Consider the following 14573-nt stretch of genomic DNA (forward strand, 5'->3'; position numbering starts at 1 on the left):
CGTCCTCTGCCAGGGGAGAGATGAAGCGACTTGCCATGCTGCCGTCCTAAGCTGAAATCCTATCGGCACTATGCATGAAAATATCTGCCTAGTCACTTAACGGCGTGCCGGATACATCGCTCGGGCTCGTCTTCGGCCCGGCGGTGGCGTATAAGGAAGCCACGAAAAACACGGTTCCGTCACACAAGGAGAGTCCATGGCCCGTGCCCCCTTTGAACTCGCCGGCACCCGCGTGGCGACAGGCTCGCGGACCCAGATCGACGTGCCGGTGGCGCGCCTCTATACGCACGCGCCGCTCTACATTCCCGTCGAGGTAGTGCACGGCCGCCAGTCGGGTCCCGTGATGCTGGTCTGCGGCGGGATCCACGGCGACGAGATCAACGGCGTGGAGATCGTGCGCCGGTTGCTGCGCTCCAAGCAGCTCCAGGGGCTGCGCGGAACGCTGATCGCCTCACCGATCGTCAACGTCTTCGGCTTCGTGCAGCACAGCCGCTACCTGCCGGATCGACGTGACCTCAACCGCTGCTTCCCGGGTAGCGAATCGGGCTCGTTGGGCGGACGGGTGGCGGCGCTGTTCCGCGAGCAGATCGTCGATCACGCCACGCATATCATCGACCTGCATACCGGCGCCATCCATCGCACCAACCTGCCGCAGATCCGGGCTCAGCTGACGCCCGGGGGCGAGACCGAGCGTATGGCCAACGCCTTCGGGGCGCCGGTGATTCTGAACGCCGAACTGCGCGAGGGCAGCCTGCGCCACTATGCGCAGAATCGCGGCATACCGGTGCTCACCTACGAGGCCGGTGAAGCGCTGCGCTTCGACCAATGGGCGATCACCCCGGGGGTGAGAGGGGTGCTGCGCGTGATGCGCCGGCTGGGCATGCTGACCGGCGAGCATCGTCGTCGACAGGTGCCGGCCGCGGAGGTCGCCAACGGCTCGAGCTGGGCCCGGGCCCCCATCGACGGCATCCTTCGCCCCCAGGTGCGTCTCGGGGCCCGGGTGGCCGAAGGCGAACTGCTGGGGCTCGTGGCGGATCCCTTCGGCAATGCCGAGGGCGAGGTGCGCTCCGTGGCCGATGGCATCGTGATCGGCATGAGCCGGTTGCCGCTGGCCAACGAGGGCGAGGCACTGTTTCACATCGCCCGCTTCGACGCCATCGAGGAAGCGGAGAGCGCCATCGAGGACTTCCACTCCAGTCTCGAGCCGCCGCCCGACGCGCTTTACTGAATCGCGTTCCAGATACAGACGGCGCCGATCTCTCGGCGCCGTCTGTATTTCGGGAGTCACCGGCCTCAGGCCACGGCGGCGGTCTCGCGCTCGGGCACCAGGCTCAGGGCATCGTCGAAGACACGCAGGCAGGCGCCGTCGAGATGACCGTTCTCGGAGAGGTGACGGCGGAAGCGGCGCCCGCCCGGCTGGCCCTGGAAGAGGCCCAGCAGGTGGCGAGTGATATGGTTCAACTTGGCTCCTTCTTCCAGCCGCCGTGCAATGTAGGGGCGAAAGGCCCGGGCTGCTGCATGGCGGCTCTGTGCCGGGCCGGGTACGCCGTAGAAAGCCTCGTCGATGCCGGCCAGCAACCAGGGGTTCTGGTAGGCCTCGCGGCCTACCATTACGCTGTCCACCATGTCCAGTTGTTCCCGGCAGGCGTCTAGCGTCTTCAGGCCGCCGTTGATGCCGATATGCAGCTCGGGATGGCTCGCCTTGAGGCGGTGCACCCTTGGGTAGTTGAGCGGCGGCACGTCGCGGTTCTCCTTGGGGGAGAGCCCCTCGAGCCACGCCTTGCGGGCATGCACGATGAAGGTGTCGCAGCCGGCGTCGGCCACGGTGGCGATGAAGCGTTCGAGGTCGGCATCCTCGTCCTGGTCGTCGATGCCGATCCGGCACTTGACCGTGACCGGGATCGACACCGCCTCGCGCATGGCGCGCACTGCCGCCGCCACCTTTTCCGGATGGCCCATCAGGCAGGCGCCGATCAGGTTGTTCTGCACCCGGTCGCTGGGGCAGCCGACGTTGAGGTTGACCTCGTCGTAGCCCCAGGCCTCGGCAATGGCCGCGCACTCGGCGAGTTCGCCGGCGTCGCTGCCGCCCAGCTGCAGGGCGAGGGGATGCTCGACCGCCTCATGGCCGAGGAATCGGCTGCGCGGGCTGCCGTACAGGATGGCGCCGGTGGTCACCATCTCGGTATAGAGCAGCGCGCGCCGCGTCAGGGTCCGGGCGAACGCGCGGTAGTCGCGGGTCGTCCAGTCCATCATGGGTGCCACGGAAAAGGTACGGTCGAGCTGGGGCATTCGATATCACGGGGTATGTGCGGGGAAGGATCGGCATTCTAGCAAGACGGGGTCATTTCTGACCATCCTCGGCGGTCATGGTGATATCCCGGGCTCAATGTCCTGGGTGCGAACCGTTTTCGCCGGCGGCACTGGCGATGGCATCAGCAGCCCACTGGTTCAGGCTCTTGCCGGATGCCTGCGCGGCGATACTGGCAGCGGCATGAACTTCAGGTGAAATGCGCAGCAGTACACGGCCGGACGCTGGCTTCAGCGGCTCGCGGCCGGTGGCGCGGCAGTCCTCCAGGTAGTGGTCGACGGCCACATGGAAGGCGTCGGTCAGCTCGGCCACGCTCTCGCCGTGGAAGCTGATGCGGCCGGCGATCCCGAGCACGTGGCCGACGAACACCTCGTCTTCGGCGTCGAACTCGATACGGGCGGTGTAGCTCTGATACTCGAGCGCGTGGCTCACACGGTGAACCCGTGGTGGGTGCCGTCCGGCAGCTCGATATCCAGGCGGACCTTGCCGCCGATGGCCTCGACGTAGCGCTTGAGGGAGCTCAGGCGGAGATCCTGGCCGCCTTTCTCCATGCCGGCGATGGTCGGTTGCTTCACGCCGAGCGCCGAGGCCATCTCCGACTGGGTCATCTCCACCAGGTGGCGAACCTCCGACAGACGAAGCTCGAGCAGCATCTCGTCGGCCTTCTCCTTGGCGCGGCTGACGACCTCGGGCCGCTCGTTGGCAATCAGTTGGTCCAGGGTACGGGTCATGGCTATCACCTCACTTCAGGGATTCCAGGTGGGCGGCGTATTCCCGGTCGGCCACTGGGATCAAGTCATCATAGAAACGCTTGTTGCCGGTCTTGTCACCGGCGCACAGCACAATGCCGGTTCGCTGAGGGTCGAAGGCGAAGAAGGCCCGTAGCGGCCGGCCTTGGCTCTGGATACGCAACTCTTTCATGTTGGGATACTGCGAGCCGTTCAACGTGTCGGCATGCGGCCGAGGCAGCATCGGCCCTCGCTCCCTCAGCATCAAGAGCGCGGCCAGCACGTTTTCCCTGTCGGTGTCGTCCAGCGAGAAGTACCACCCTTCAAACGTCCTGGTCTGCTCTATCTGCCACATGGGAATACCCTTCGGCTATAGGTCAAAGATTATATAGGACGCGGCCTATTGTCAAGGTGACAAGGCGCCGCCGGGAGGGCTGCAATAAGACTTGAGGCAGGGGCCTGACGAAGGCCGAGATGGGCTCTTTCTACTTCGCGTTGCTGCGAATTTGCTACAGGAAGGCTGTGATGCCCATTACTGCTGGCGTGGCTTCCAATCCATCATGGGGCCAGGGGGAGCGTTCGGCTGAACTGATGTGCCCGCGAGCCTTGCGGTCCTTGACCGATGCAGGAAAACCGGACACCCAGAAACACCAAGGCCCGCATCAGCGGGCCTTGGTACTCGACGTCTAGCGACGCGATAGGTCTGTCTGATCGGCGATCAGATGACTTCGATGTTCGAAGCCTGCAGGCCTTTCTTGCCCTGGACCACATCGAAGGAGACCTGCTGGCCGTCCTGGAGGGACTTGAAGCCGTCTGCCTTGATTTCGGAGAAGTGGGCAAAGAGGTCATCGCCACCGTCGGTCGGGGTGATGAAGCCGAAGCCTTTTGCGTCGTTGAACCACTTGACTGTGCCAGTAGACATATTCTGTCTCCTTTCGCGCTGTGTGCGCTTGTTACGAATTACCGGGTGATGCCCCGAGTGCTAGTGGGTCAAACAAGGGGATATAACCAGACAACCGAAAGGATTCGACTACTACTGACAATATGCATCTTGCTTACCAACTGGCGATACAATGCCACGTATTGCGACGGGCGTCAATGCCTTGTCTGGCATCTCGTCCATCCCGATGTGACGAAGGGGAAGGCCTTCGCGGGATGTGGCATCCCTCGTCCATACTGGCGGACACCCACTCTCGAAAGGAGCAGACAATGAGCGGCGAACTCACCGAGCACCAGATGGAACTGCTGTCCCGCGTGATGCAGCATGGCGGGGTGCTGGCCTCGCCCTTCGGCCACCCGGGTGAAGACAGCCTGCTAGAGGAGGTATTGGAGGATATTGACGAGCTCGAAGCCAGGGGACTGATCACCGTCGACTGGACACGGGGTAGCGACGAGCCGGAGCGCATCACGCTGACGCCGGCGGGTTACGAGGCCCTGGACATCACTTGAGCATGCGGCTCGGGGGCTTGGCCCGCAGGCGGTGCTCTCTCGGGTGCCCTTGAGGCTATCCCGAAGAAGAGAGGCAGACAGCTTGACCTCCATCAACCTGGGTCAAGGCGCGACATGACAGGTTATATAGAGGGAGAGGGCAGTGTTCCCTCGCTATTTACGACTTTGACAGGAGGCGACGTCATGACGGAACGGAAGCAGCAGCTGGAAGCATTGCGCGACGAGCTGATAGAGCGGTTCGAGCGCTACAAGGCGCACAAGGAGCAGCATGGCGGCCCATTGGACAAGGATATGGAGGATCAGTCCATCGAGCTGCAGAACGATGAGGTGGTCGAGGCCCTTCAGCAGGAGGCCGAGGATGAGCTTCGTCAGGTCATGCATGCGCTCAAGCGTATCGACGACGACGAGGGGGATCTCTGCGAAGCGTGCGGTGAGGCCATTGATACTCGCCGGCTGAAGGCAGTGCCCTATACCACGGTCTGTCGCGACTGTGCCGAGCTAGGTTGAGCGGACGTCGCATGGCCGGGAATGATGGTAGTCTGGCTTCTCATCGACTGGGCAGGAGGCGTGCATGACGGCGTGGTATCGAGCAATGGGGGCAGGCCTGCTGCTGGTGTGGCTGTCCGGCTGCGGCGGCAGTGATGAGGAGGCGGAGTCCGAGCCTGCCGAGTCGACCACCACCACGGCCGAGACCCGCGAGCCGTCGCCGGAGCCGTCCCCCGAAGCACCTCAGGTGCCACCCTTTGACCAGCCGCTGATGATCGATGTCTCGTCCAGCCTGGGCACCGATAGGCGTTTGACCGTGAAGGGTGAGACCAATCTGCCCGAAGCGACTCGCTTGCAGGTCCTGGTGGAACGCGAGCTCAGCGGGATGCGCTGGCGCGAACGCGTCTCGGTGGAGGAGGGCGGCTTTATGGCCGGCCCCTTCGGACCCGGCAGCGGGCTACCGGATGGCGGCTATCGCGTCACGGTCGACGTGCAGGAGGGAAGCGTGCAACCGAGATCGGTCCGTGAGCGCCTGGGGGCGGAGAACGAGCACCTCAGCGGGCCCTTGGTGGAACAGTCAGGTCACGGCCTGGGAAAGGTGGCCCGTTATAGCAAGCGCTACCTGGTGGGCGATGATGCGCGCCGAACCGTCGATAATGTCGAGGTGCTGGAGATGGAGTGACGCTTCACGGGGACTGGAGACGCCAGTGCGCCACTACCTTGCCGACCAGACGGCAAGCCGGAGACCAGGGCAGGATCTCGTCGCTATTCTTGCGATAGAATACCAGCTCACCGCTGGGACTCTGATCGACCCGGCGAATGGCCAGCGTGCCGTCGTCGTCTATCAGGTAGAGCCCGGGCTGGCGGAAGATCTCGCTGGGGGCGATGGCGACCAGGTCTCCCTCGGCGAGGAAATCGAAGTGCTCCCCCGGCGCGGGAGTGACGAGATGGCAGTCGCCGTCCCAGCGTTGGCCGGGGACTAGCTCGATCGGCAGGTCGATGCCCTTCTGCCTGCCATCCTGCCAGGGCAACGGCGGGTGGCTGTGCAGGAAGAGCGGCGTGGCCCGAGTGCCTGTTTCCTCGAGCAGGCGAGACAGCGGGCAGTTCAAGGCCTGAGCCAAGGCCACCAGCCTTTCGTGGCCGATCTGCCTGATGGCACCGGATTCCCAGTAGGAAATGGTTACATCCGAAACACCGACCCTGCGTGCCAGGGCCGCTTTGTTGAGCTTGGCCTCCAGCCGAAGTTCCTTGATTCGTGGGCCGAGGGTATCCATCTAAGCATCCTGTGGGTTTGTTGAGTCGGGTGATAATCTGCGATTGATTTTCATGGTGCAAGGGTCGGTGTCAACGGTAATTCTGCCGTCATCCCGACCTGAGTAGCTCGCACCACCAGGCTTACCACTCCACGGATTCCCCGGCCCAGTCGAGAAAGATCCCGCTCTGCTCCGGGCCGCAGTCGTTCAGAACCGACAGCAGCTGTTCGGCGACGAAGGCGGTGGTGAACAGCTTCTCCGCCGGCACTCTTGCCTGGAAGGGGCGCGACAGTTCGGTATCGGTGGTGCCGGGGTGCAGGCAGGCAATACTGGCCTGAGGGTTGAGGCGGCGTAGCTCCACAGCCGCGGTCTTCATCAGCATGTTGTGGGCGGCCTTGCTGGCCCGGTAGGCGTACCAGCCGCCCAGGCGGTTGTCGCGGATGGAGCCGACGCGTGCCGAGAGGCTCGCTATCAGCGCCGGATGGCGCCCCTTGAGGCTGGACTGCAGGGCCTTGAGCAGCAGTGCCGGCGTGATCGCATTGACATGGTAGAGCCGGCTCATGGCCTCGGCGTCCAGGTCATCGAACTTCTTCTCCGGGCTGATGCCCAGCCGCTCGTCGTGCAGCATGCCGATAGCGTTGAAGACCAGGTGGAGCGGGGCCGCGTCGAGTACTTCTTCCAGGGCCGCGAGGCCATACGGCTCGGTGACGTCTAAGGCGAGAGATTCGAAACGAGGGTCAGAGTGAGAGCGGCCCGATCGGCTGACGCCAATTACGCGACCGGGACGGTCGCTTTCCAGCAGAGCATCGATGACGGCGCCGCCGATGCCGCCATTGGCGGCAGTGACCAGGGCCGTGAAGTCGTCGGGTAGTTGCGAGAGCATGTGAGGCCTCGTGCAGGGGGGGTCGGGCCCAAGCATGGACCATGAAGCGGGGGAATGATTCCCGCTACAGCTGCCTGGCGCTGGCCAGGTGCGTATAATGCGGGGCATTCGCCCGGCCGTTAGGGCTAGCCCCGTACCATCGACAGGACCAAGGACGACATGACCGTACGTACTCGTATCGCGCCGTCACCCACCGGCGACCCGCACGTGGGCACCGCCTATATCGCCCTGTTCAACCTCTGCTTTGCCCGTCAGCACGGAGGCCAGTTCATTCTGCGTATCGAGGATACCGACAGAGAGCGCTCTACCCCGGAATCCGAGCAGATGATTCTCGACTCGATGCGCTGGCTGGGGCTGGAGTGGGACGAGGGCCCCGACGTCGGTGGGCCCCACGGACCGTACCGCCAGAGTGAGCGCGGCGATATCTACGGGGAATATGCCCGCCAGCTGATCGAGGCCGGCCATGCCTTCAAGTGCTTCCGCACCAGCGAGGAGCTCGACGAGCTGCGCGAGGCGCGCAAGGCCGCCGGCATGCACCTGGCCCTCAAGCCTGCCGACCTCGCCCTGTCCGCCGAGGAGCAGACGCGTCGCGAGAAGGAGGCTTGGCCTTATGTGGTGCGCATGAAGGTTCCCGCCACCGGCCGCTGCGTGATCGATGACATGCTGCGAGGCGCGATCGAGGTCGATTGGGCCCAGGTGGATGCCCAGATTTTGCTCAAGTCCGATGGCATGCCAACTTATCACCTGGCCAACGTGGTCGATGATCATCTGATGGGCATCACCCATGTGCTGCGCGGCGAAGAGTGGATCAACTCCGCACCCAAGCACCAGCTGCTTTATGAGTACCTCGGCTGGGAGATGCCCCAGCTCTGCCACATGCCGCTGCTGCGCAATCCCGACAAGTCCAAGCTTTCCAAGCGCAAGAACCCCACCTCCATCAACTACTACCGGCGTATGGGCTATCTGCCCCAGGCGGTGATCAACTACCTGGGACGCATGGGCTGGTCGATGCCCGATGAGCGCGAGAAGTTCAGCCTCGACGAGATGATGAGCCACTTCGATGTCCAGCGCGTGTCGCTTGGCGGGCCGGTGTTCGACCTGGAGAAGCTGACCTGGCTCAACGGCGTCTACATCCGCGAGGATCTCGACGACAAGGCCTTCCTCAAGGCGCTGAGGGAGTGGGCCTTCAACGAGGAGTACGTCAGTCGGATCCTGCCCCAGGTGCGCCCTCGGGTGGAAACGCTCTCCCAGGTAGTGCCCCTGGCCGGTCACTTCTTCTCAGGGCTGCCGGCCATCGACGAGGAGAGCTTCGACGAGGTCAAGCTCTCCCGCGAGGATCTGCTCAGACTGCTGCAATTCCTGGTATGGCGTTTCGAGGGCGTCCCGGCCTGGCGCAAGGAGACGCTACTGGAGGAGGTCAAGACGCTGTCAGGCCATTTCGACTTGAAGATGAAGGCCTTCCTGGCGCCGGTGTTCATCGCCATCACCGGCTCCAGCTCGAGCACCTCGGTGATGGATGCCATGGCGATCCTGGGCTCCGACATGACCCGCGCGCGCCTCCGCCATGCCATCGAGGTGCTGGGTGGTATCTCGAAGAAGCAGGTCAAGCGTTTCGAAAAAGAGTATCGCGAAATCGCATGATTTCCTGTTGACGAAGCCGGGGCTTATCAGTAACCTACGCCCCGTCTTCGAGAGATTGGGGCCTTAGCTCAGCTGGGAGAGCGCGACACTGGCAGTGTCGAGGTCAGCGGTTCGATCCCGCTAGGCTCCACCAACATCTCAGATCGAGGATATTGCGTCCCATTCGTCTAGTGGTCCAGGACACCGCCCTTTCACGGCGGTAACAGGGGTTCGAACCCCCTATGGGACGCCACCCTTCCCTGTATTACCTTTCTCATGGTTTTTGCTGATAAGCCGGCTCAATCGCTTGCCCGGCGTATTGCCGTGTCCAGGCAGCCCGACGCTCCCGCACTGTCATTTTGCTCGATATCGGCTTGACAACCCCCTTGACTTGTCCACTTTCCCGCCCCCTAGGGGTCGACCTGTGCACAGTCTCGCCCCTAACCCGCATGGTTACCGGCTTCCCGAATTAACCCTTTAATTTCAATGGTTTGCAATAGGTTAAAAATTGATCAATCTAAGTCGGCTCCGCTGTTCATGGCGATTCCGCGACCTTTTCGAGAGGTTTTGAACAGGTTTATCCACAGAATGTGTGGAAAACGGCCGGCGCCGGCAGCGCACGCCTCTCTGTCGTGAAGTCAACCCTGCGGAGTGGAGGCTCTAGAGACCCAGGAACACGAAAGGCCGCCCTCTTGGGCGGCCTTCCTGGCGGTACGGGCGTGAGCGCTGCTGTCGGTGCTCAGCTGGCTGGGTAGTCGCGCTGAGTGTGGCCGATATAGAGCTGACGCGGGCGGCCGATCTTGTAGGGTTCGCTGATCATCTCGTGCCAGTGGGAGATCCAGCCGATGGTTCGCGACACGGCGAAAATCACCGTGAACATGTTCTTCGGTATGCCCATGGCCTTGAGAATGATGCCGGAGTAGAAGTCGACGTTCGGGTAGAGCTTGCGCTCGATGAAGTAGTCATCTTCGAGAGCAATCTGCTCCAGGCGCTTGGCGATCTTCAACTGCGGGTCGTCGGCCAGGCCCAGTTCGGCCAGCACCTCGTCGCAGGTTTCCTTCATTACCTTGGCGCGTGGATCGAAGTTCCGGTACACGCGGTGTCCGAAGCCCATCAGCTTGAAGGGATCGTCCTTGTCCTTGGCCTTGTCGATGAAGCGCTGGATGTTCTCTTCGGATTCGTCGCCGATCTCGTCGAGCATGTTGAGCACCGCTTCGTTGGCGCCGCCGTGGGCCGGACCCCAGAGAGCTGCAATGCCGGCGCTGATGCAGGCAAAGGGATTGGCACCGGTGGAGCCGGCCAGGCGCACCGTCGAGGTCGAAGCGTTCTGCTCGTGGTCAGCGTGCAACATGAAGATGCGGTCCATGGCCTTGGCATAGACCGGGTTGATCTCGTACTTCTCGCAGGGGTTGCTGAACATCATGTAGAGGAAGTTCTCAGCATAGCTCAGATCATTGCGCGGATAGTTGAACGGCTGGCCGATGTTGTACTTGTAGGACATCGCGGCGATGGTCGGCATCTTGGCGATCAGGCGAATGGCGCTGATCTCCCGATCCTCCTGCACGTTGATGTTCAGATGGTCGTGGTAGAAAGCGGCCAGGCCGCCGACTACGCCACACAGGATCGACATCGGGTGAGCGTCGCGGCGGAAGCCCTTGAAGAAGTTGTTGATCTGGTCGTGGACCATGGTGTGGTTGGTGATGCGCGACTTGAAGTTCTCGTACTGAGAGTCATCAGGGAGATCGCCGAACATCAGCAGGTAGCAAAGCTCGACGAAGTCGGACTCCTTCGCCAGCTGGTCGATCGGGTAGCCGCGATGCAACAGCACCCCCTTGCCGCCGTCGATATAGGTGATCGCCGATTGGCAGGAGGAGGTTGCCATGAAACCCGGGTCGTAGGTGAAGAGGCCTTCGGCACCGAGGCCGCGTACGTCGATGACGTCGGGGCCCAGGGTGCCGGAGTAGATCGGCAGGTCGATCGGATTCTCCAGACCGTCTACCGTCAATGTCGCTTTCCTGTCAGCCATACTGGCCTCCTCTCGAGTCATGGTGGGACGTTTACGTCGTCAGTCCGCAGATGGTGCCGGCGAAAAGGTTTGCCCACTATAGAAGCGTGTCAGCGATTGTCAATTCCACCATTGTGCGCCTATCGTTGTACTTTAGTCTGTTAAATGTAAGAGACTTGTACAGAAAATGGTGCTTTGCACCATAGCGGTGCCGCAAGAGCCGGGGCAACATCGGGGGATGGCTAGTGAAAGCCCATCAGCGCCGAGAAATCGGCCTTCCACCATGGTCGAGTACGCTCTGTGTCCATTTGTCATGGCAGGGGGATGTCCCTATAATATTAGCGCGCGACTGGCAGGAACCGGTGGTCGTGTCCAACTCGGCCACAATCGAGTCCCTTCCCGAAACCACCGCCCGCTCGGGCCTTGTCCGACGACCCAACAGCGGGCCAAGAGAGTGTGTAGAGCCGTGAATAGCAAACGACCCGTAAATCTGGATCTGTCCACGATACAGTTCCCTCTTCCCGCCCTGACGTCGATCGCTCATCGCATCTCCGGCGTCATCCTCTTCATCGGCCTGATCTTCGCCTTTTGGGCGCTCGATACGTCGCTCTCCTCACCGGCCGGATTCGCGGCCGTGAGTGACGCCCTGGCCCACAACCTTCTGGCCAAGCTGATCGCCTGGGGGCTGCTGTCCGCCCTGGCCTTCCACTTCGTGGCCGGCGTCAAGCATCTGCTGATGGACATGGATATCGGCGTGACCCTCGAGGGAGGTGTCAAGAAGGCGCAGATCACCGTGGTGGTGAGCGTGGTCCTGATCATTCTGGCTGGAGTCTGGGTATGGTAACCAACATCACGAATCTCGGCCGTAGCGGTCTCTCCGACTGGTTGCTCCAGCGCGTTTCGGCGGTCGTCCTGGCGCTCTATACTCTCTTCATCGTCGGCTTCCTGTTGCTCAGCCCCGGCCTGGACTACGCGGCCTGGAGCGGGCTCTTCTCCGCTACCTGGATGCGCATCTTCTCGCTGCTGGCCTTCATCTCCCTGGCGGCCCATGCCTGGGTCGGTCTCTGGACAGTGACCACCGACTACCTCAAGTCGACCGGCGTTCGCCTCGCCGTCCAGCTCATCATTATCCTGGCCATCTTCGTGTTCCTGGTCTGGGGCATCACCGTTCTGTGGGGAGCCTGATTCATGTCCACCATGCGTAGCCTGTCTTTCGACGCCATCATCATCGGCGGGGGTGGTGCCGGCCTGCGGGCCGCCCTCGAGCTGGCCAAGTCCGGCAAGAAGACCGCCGTGCTGTCCAAGGTCTTCCCGACCCGCTCGCACACCGTCTCTGCCCAGGGCGGCATCACCTGTGCCATCGCCTCGGCGGACCCCGACGACGACTGGCGTTGGCACATGTACGACACCGTCAAGGGCGGCGACTACATCGCCGACCAGGACGCCTCCGAGTATATGTGTTCCGAGGGTCCCAAGGCGGTGTTCGAGCTCGAGCACATGGGCCTGCCGTTCTCCCGCTTCGACAACGGCCGTATCTACCAGCGCCCGTTCGGTGGTCAGTCCAAGGACTTCGGTAAGGGCGGCCAGGCGGCACGGACCTGTGCCGCTGCCGACCGCACCGGCCACGCCCTGCTGCACACGCTCTATCAGAACAACCTGAAGAATAACACCACCTTCCTCAACGAATGGTACGCCGTCGACCTGGTCAAGAATGCCGACGGCGACGTGGTGGGCTGTATCGCCATGGACATCGAGACCGGCGAAGTGGTGCACGTGAAGTCCAAGGCCACCGTCATGGCCACCGGCGGGGCGGGGCGCATCTTCGCCTCCACCACCAATGCCCTGATCAACACCGGCGACGGCATCGGCATGGCGCTGCGCGCCGGTTTCCCGATGCAGGACATGGAGATGTGGCAGTTCCACCCCACCGGCATCTACGGCGCGGGGACCCTGGTGACCGAGGGCTGCCGCGGTGAGGGCGGCTACCTGGTCAACAAGGACGGCGAGCGCTTCATGGAGCGTTACGCACCCAACGCCAAGGACCTGGCCGGCCGCGATGTGGTCGCGCGCTCCATGGTCATGGAGATCCTCGAGGGCCGCGGTTGCGGTGAGAAGGGCGACCACGTCTTCCTCAAGCTGGATCACCTGGGGGAGGACGTCCTCGGCAAGCGCCTGCCCGGTATCGTCGAGCTGTCCAAGACCTTCGCCCACGTGGACCCGGCCAAGGAGCCGATCCCGGTCGTCCCGACCTGTCACTACATGATGGGCGGGATTCCGACCAACGTGCACGGCCAGGCGATCATGCAGGACGCCGACGGCAACGACCAGATCGTGGGGGGGCTCTTCGCCTGCGGCGAGGCAGCCTGCGTATCGGTCCACGGTGCCAACCGCCTGGGCGGCAACTCGCTGCTCGACCTGGTGGTGTTCGGTCGCGCAGCCGGCATGTTCATCGAAGGCGCGCTCAACGAGGGCATCGAGTACCTCGAGGCCTCCGAGTCCGATGTCCAGTCCGCCATGAAGCGTATCACGCGCTGGAACGAGTCCGAGGATGGTGAGACCGTCCCCGAGCTCAAGCGCGACCTGCAGGACATCATGCAGACCTCCTTCGGCGTGTTCCGCGAAGAGAAGAACATGCAGGAGGGCGTCAAGCGCCTCGAGGAGCTGCGCGAGCGGATCGCCAACGCCTACCTGCCGGACAAGTCCCATACCTTCAACACCGCGCGCGTCGAAGCGCTGGAACTGGATAACCTGATGGAAGTGGCCGAGGCCACCGCCATTGCGGCCCTGGAGCGCAAGGAAAGCCGTGGCGCCCATTCCCGCTACGACTACCCGGATCGCGACGACGTCAACTGGCTGAAGCACTCACTCTACTTCCCGGCCGAGAAGCGACTGGGCAAGCGAGATGTGAACTTCGCACCCAAGACCGTCGACATGTTCGAGCCGAAAGTCCGCACCTACTAAGGGGAGTCACGATGTCCAAGCTTCAGGTATCCCTGTACCGCTACAACCCGGAAACCGACTCCGCGCCCTACATGCAGGAGTTCCAAGTCGACACCCAGGGTCGCGACCTGATGGTGCTCGACGTCCTGCACCTGGCCAAGGAGCAGGACAATGGCCTGGCCTTTCGCCGCAGCTGCCGCGAGGGCGTGTGCGGTTCCGACGGGATGAACATGAACGGCAAGAACGGTCTGGCCTGCATCACACCGCTCTCCGAGGTGGTGAAGGGCAACAAGCTGACATTGCGTCCGCTGCCGGGCCTGCCGGTCATTCGCGACCTGGTGGTCGACATGGGCCTGTTCTACCAGCAGTACGAGCGCATTCAGCCGTACCTGCAGAACGACGAGCCGGCGCCAGCCATCGAGCGCCTGCAGTCGCCGGAAGAGCGCGACAAGCTGGATGGCCTCTACGAGTGCATCCTGTGTGCCTGCTGCTCCACTGCCTGCCCATCGTTCTGGTGGAACCCGGAAAAGTTCGTTGGTCCGGCCGGCCTGCTGCAGTCCTACCGGTTCCTGGCGGACTCCCGCGACACGGCCACCCGTGAACGCCTGACAGATCTCGAGGATCCTTTCTCTGTATTTCGCTGCCGCGGGATCATGAACTGCGTCGCGGTCTGCCCCAAGGGGCTCAACCCGACGCGGGCGATCGGCAAGATCCGCGAGATGCTACTGGCAGATGCCACTTAAATCGTGGCCTGCCGCTTGTTATCATGCTCACTGCTCTTGGGCTGCGGCAAGACGTCGCAGCCGATTCCGGTGCGGAGCATGATGAGTGGAGCCGGTACCCAGGGTACCGGCTCCTGACCATGGAATTCATGATGTCCTCGCTCCGGCAGGGCACCAGC

Annotated in this window: 17 protein-coding genes and 2 tRNA genes; 11 read left to right on the top strand and 8 right to left on the bottom strand. The window is 62.8% G+C overall.

Annotation, left to right across the window (positions count from 1 at the left end; all coding sequences use genetic code 11):
* Positions 1-196: 196 nt before the first annotated feature.
* Positions 197-1228, top strand: a complete 1032-nt coding sequence (locus HALO32_RS15000; protein WP_151444715.1) for a succinylglutamate desuccinylase/aspartoacylase family protein — start codon at positions 197-199, stop codon at positions 1226-1228.
* Positions 1229-1293: 65 nt separating this feature from the next.
* Here the strand turns inward: HALO32_RS15000 and dusA are convergent, their stop codons facing one another.
* The 5 genes from dusA to HALO32_RS15025 form a co-directional block, all read right to left on the bottom strand.
* Positions 1294-2289 (bottom strand): tRNA dihydrouridine(20/20a) synthase DusA, encoded by a 996-nt coding sequence (dusA, locus tag HALO32_RS15005; protein WP_151444716.1) that lies wholly within the window; start codon positions 2287-2289, stop codon positions 1294-1296.
* A 94-nt stretch (positions 2290-2383) separates the two neighbouring features.
* The gene (locus HALO32_RS15010; protein WP_151444717.1) at positions 2384-2740 is read right to left on the bottom strand and encodes a type II toxin-antitoxin system HicB family antitoxin; all 357 of its coding nucleotides are present in this window, start codon (positions 2738-2740) and stop codon (positions 2384-2386) included.
* Positions 2737-3039, bottom strand: coding sequence for a helix-turn-helix domain-containing protein (locus tag HALO32_RS15015; RefSeq protein WP_151444718.1), 303 nt, complete (start codon positions 3037-3039; stop codon positions 2737-2739). Before HALO32_RS15015 ends, HALO32_RS15010 begins: the two co-directional genes overlap by 4 nt.
* Before the next feature lie 10 nt (positions 3040-3049).
* Positions 3050-3391, bottom strand: a complete 342-nt coding sequence (locus HALO32_RS15020) for a type II toxin-antitoxin system RelE/ParE family toxin (protein ID WP_151444719.1) — start codon at positions 3389-3391, stop codon at positions 3050-3052.
* A gap of 363 nt (positions 3392-3754) precedes the next feature.
* Positions 3755-3958, bottom strand: coding sequence for a cold-shock protein (locus tag HALO32_RS15025; protein WP_089714596.1), 204 nt, complete (start codon positions 3956-3958; stop codon positions 3755-3757).
* A gap of 287 nt (positions 3959-4245) precedes the next feature.
* Here HALO32_RS15025 and HALO32_RS15030 point away from each other — a divergent pair, with 287 nt between their 5' ends.
* From HALO32_RS15030 to HALO32_RS15040, 3 genes are all read left to right on the top strand, one after another.
* A complete protein-coding gene (locus HALO32_RS15030) occupies positions 4246-4485 on the top strand; it encodes a hypothetical protein (protein ID WP_151444720.1) in 240 nt (79 codons plus the stop codon).
* Between the two features lie 183 nt (positions 4486-4668).
* Positions 4669-4992, top strand: coding sequence for a TraR/DksA family transcriptional regulator (locus HALO32_RS15035; protein WP_151444721.1), 324 nt, complete (start codon positions 4669-4671; stop codon positions 4990-4992).
* A 64-nt stretch (positions 4993-5056) separates the two neighbouring features.
* Positions 5057-5653 carry a hypothetical protein gene (locus HALO32_RS15040; protein ID WP_151444722.1) on the top strand — a complete coding sequence of 199 codons (597 nt, stop codon included), beginning with the start codon at positions 5057-5059 and terminating at the stop codon, positions 5651-5653.
* Between the two features lie 4 nt (positions 5654-5657).
* Here HALO32_RS15040 and HALO32_RS15045 read toward each other — a convergent pair whose 3' ends face one another.
* Both HALO32_RS15045 and HALO32_RS15050 read right to left on the bottom strand, forming a co-directional pair.
* Positions 5658-6245 (bottom strand): helix-turn-helix domain-containing protein, encoded by a 588-nt coding sequence (locus HALO32_RS15045; RefSeq protein WP_151444723.1) that lies wholly within the window; start codon positions 6243-6245, stop codon positions 5658-5660.
* Between the two features lie 121 nt (positions 6246-6366).
* The gene (locus tag HALO32_RS15050) at positions 6367-7107 is read right to left on the bottom strand and encodes an SDR family NAD(P)-dependent oxidoreductase (RefSeq protein ID WP_151444724.1); all 741 of its coding nucleotides are present in this window, start codon (positions 7105-7107) and stop codon (positions 6367-6369) included.
* Between the two features lie 159 nt (positions 7108-7266).
* On the opposite strand from HALO32_RS15050, the gene gltX reads away from it, so the two are divergent.
* From gltX to HALO32_RS15065, 3 genes are all read left to right on the top strand, one after another.
* Entirely contained in the window at positions 7267-8748 is a 1482-nt protein-coding gene (gene gltX / locus HALO32_RS15055) for a glutamate--tRNA ligase (RefSeq protein WP_151444725.1), read from the top strand.
* 57 nt (positions 8749-8805) lie between these two features.
* A tRNA-Ala gene (locus tag HALO32_RS15060) sits at positions 8806-8881 on the top strand.
* A 23-nt stretch (positions 8882-8904) separates the two neighbouring features.
* Positions 8905-8980, top strand: a tRNA-Glu gene (locus HALO32_RS15065).
* Between the two features lie 486 nt (positions 8981-9466).
* Here the strand turns inward: HALO32_RS15065 and gltA are convergent.
* Positions 9467-10753 carry a citrate synthase gene (gene gltA / locus HALO32_RS15070; RefSeq protein WP_151444726.1) on the bottom strand — a complete coding sequence of 429 codons (1287 nt, stop codon included), beginning with the start codon at positions 10751-10753 and terminating at the stop codon, positions 9467-9469.
* 445 nt (positions 10754-11198) lie between these two features.
* On the opposite strand from gltA, the gene sdhC reads away from it, so the two are divergent.
* From sdhC to HALO32_RS15090, 4 genes are read left to right on the top strand one after another with little or no spacing between them, the layout of a single operon-like run.
* Complete coding sequence (sdhC, locus tag HALO32_RS15075; RefSeq protein ID WP_225810079.1) at positions 11199-11576, top strand: succinate dehydrogenase, cytochrome b556 subunit; 378 nt, start codon at positions 11199-11201, stop codon at positions 11574-11576.
* Positions 11570-11917 carry a succinate dehydrogenase, hydrophobic membrane anchor protein gene (gene sdhD / locus HALO32_RS15080; RefSeq protein WP_151444728.1) on the top strand — a complete coding sequence of 116 codons (348 nt, stop codon included), beginning with the start codon at positions 11570-11572 and terminating at the stop codon, positions 11915-11917. The genes sdhC and sdhD overlap by 7 nt, the downstream gene beginning before the upstream one ends.
* 3 nt (positions 11918-11920) lie before the next feature.
* Positions 11921-13693 carry a succinate dehydrogenase flavoprotein subunit gene (gene sdhA, locus HALO32_RS15085; protein WP_151444729.1) on the top strand — a complete coding sequence of 591 codons (1773 nt, stop codon included), beginning with the start codon at positions 11921-11923 and terminating at the stop codon, positions 13691-13693.
* A gap of 11 nt (positions 13694-13704) precedes the next feature.
* Entirely contained in the window at positions 13705-14415 is a 711-nt protein-coding gene (locus tag HALO32_RS15090; protein WP_151444730.1) for a succinate dehydrogenase iron-sulfur subunit, read from the top strand.
* Positions 14416-14573: the final 158 nt, after the last annotated feature.

Source organism: Halomonas lysinitropha, assembly GCF_902500215.1.
In the GTDB taxonomy this organism is placed as follows: Bacteria; Pseudomonadota; Gammaproteobacteria; order Pseudomonadales; family Halomonadaceae; genus Halomonas; species Halomonas lysinitropha.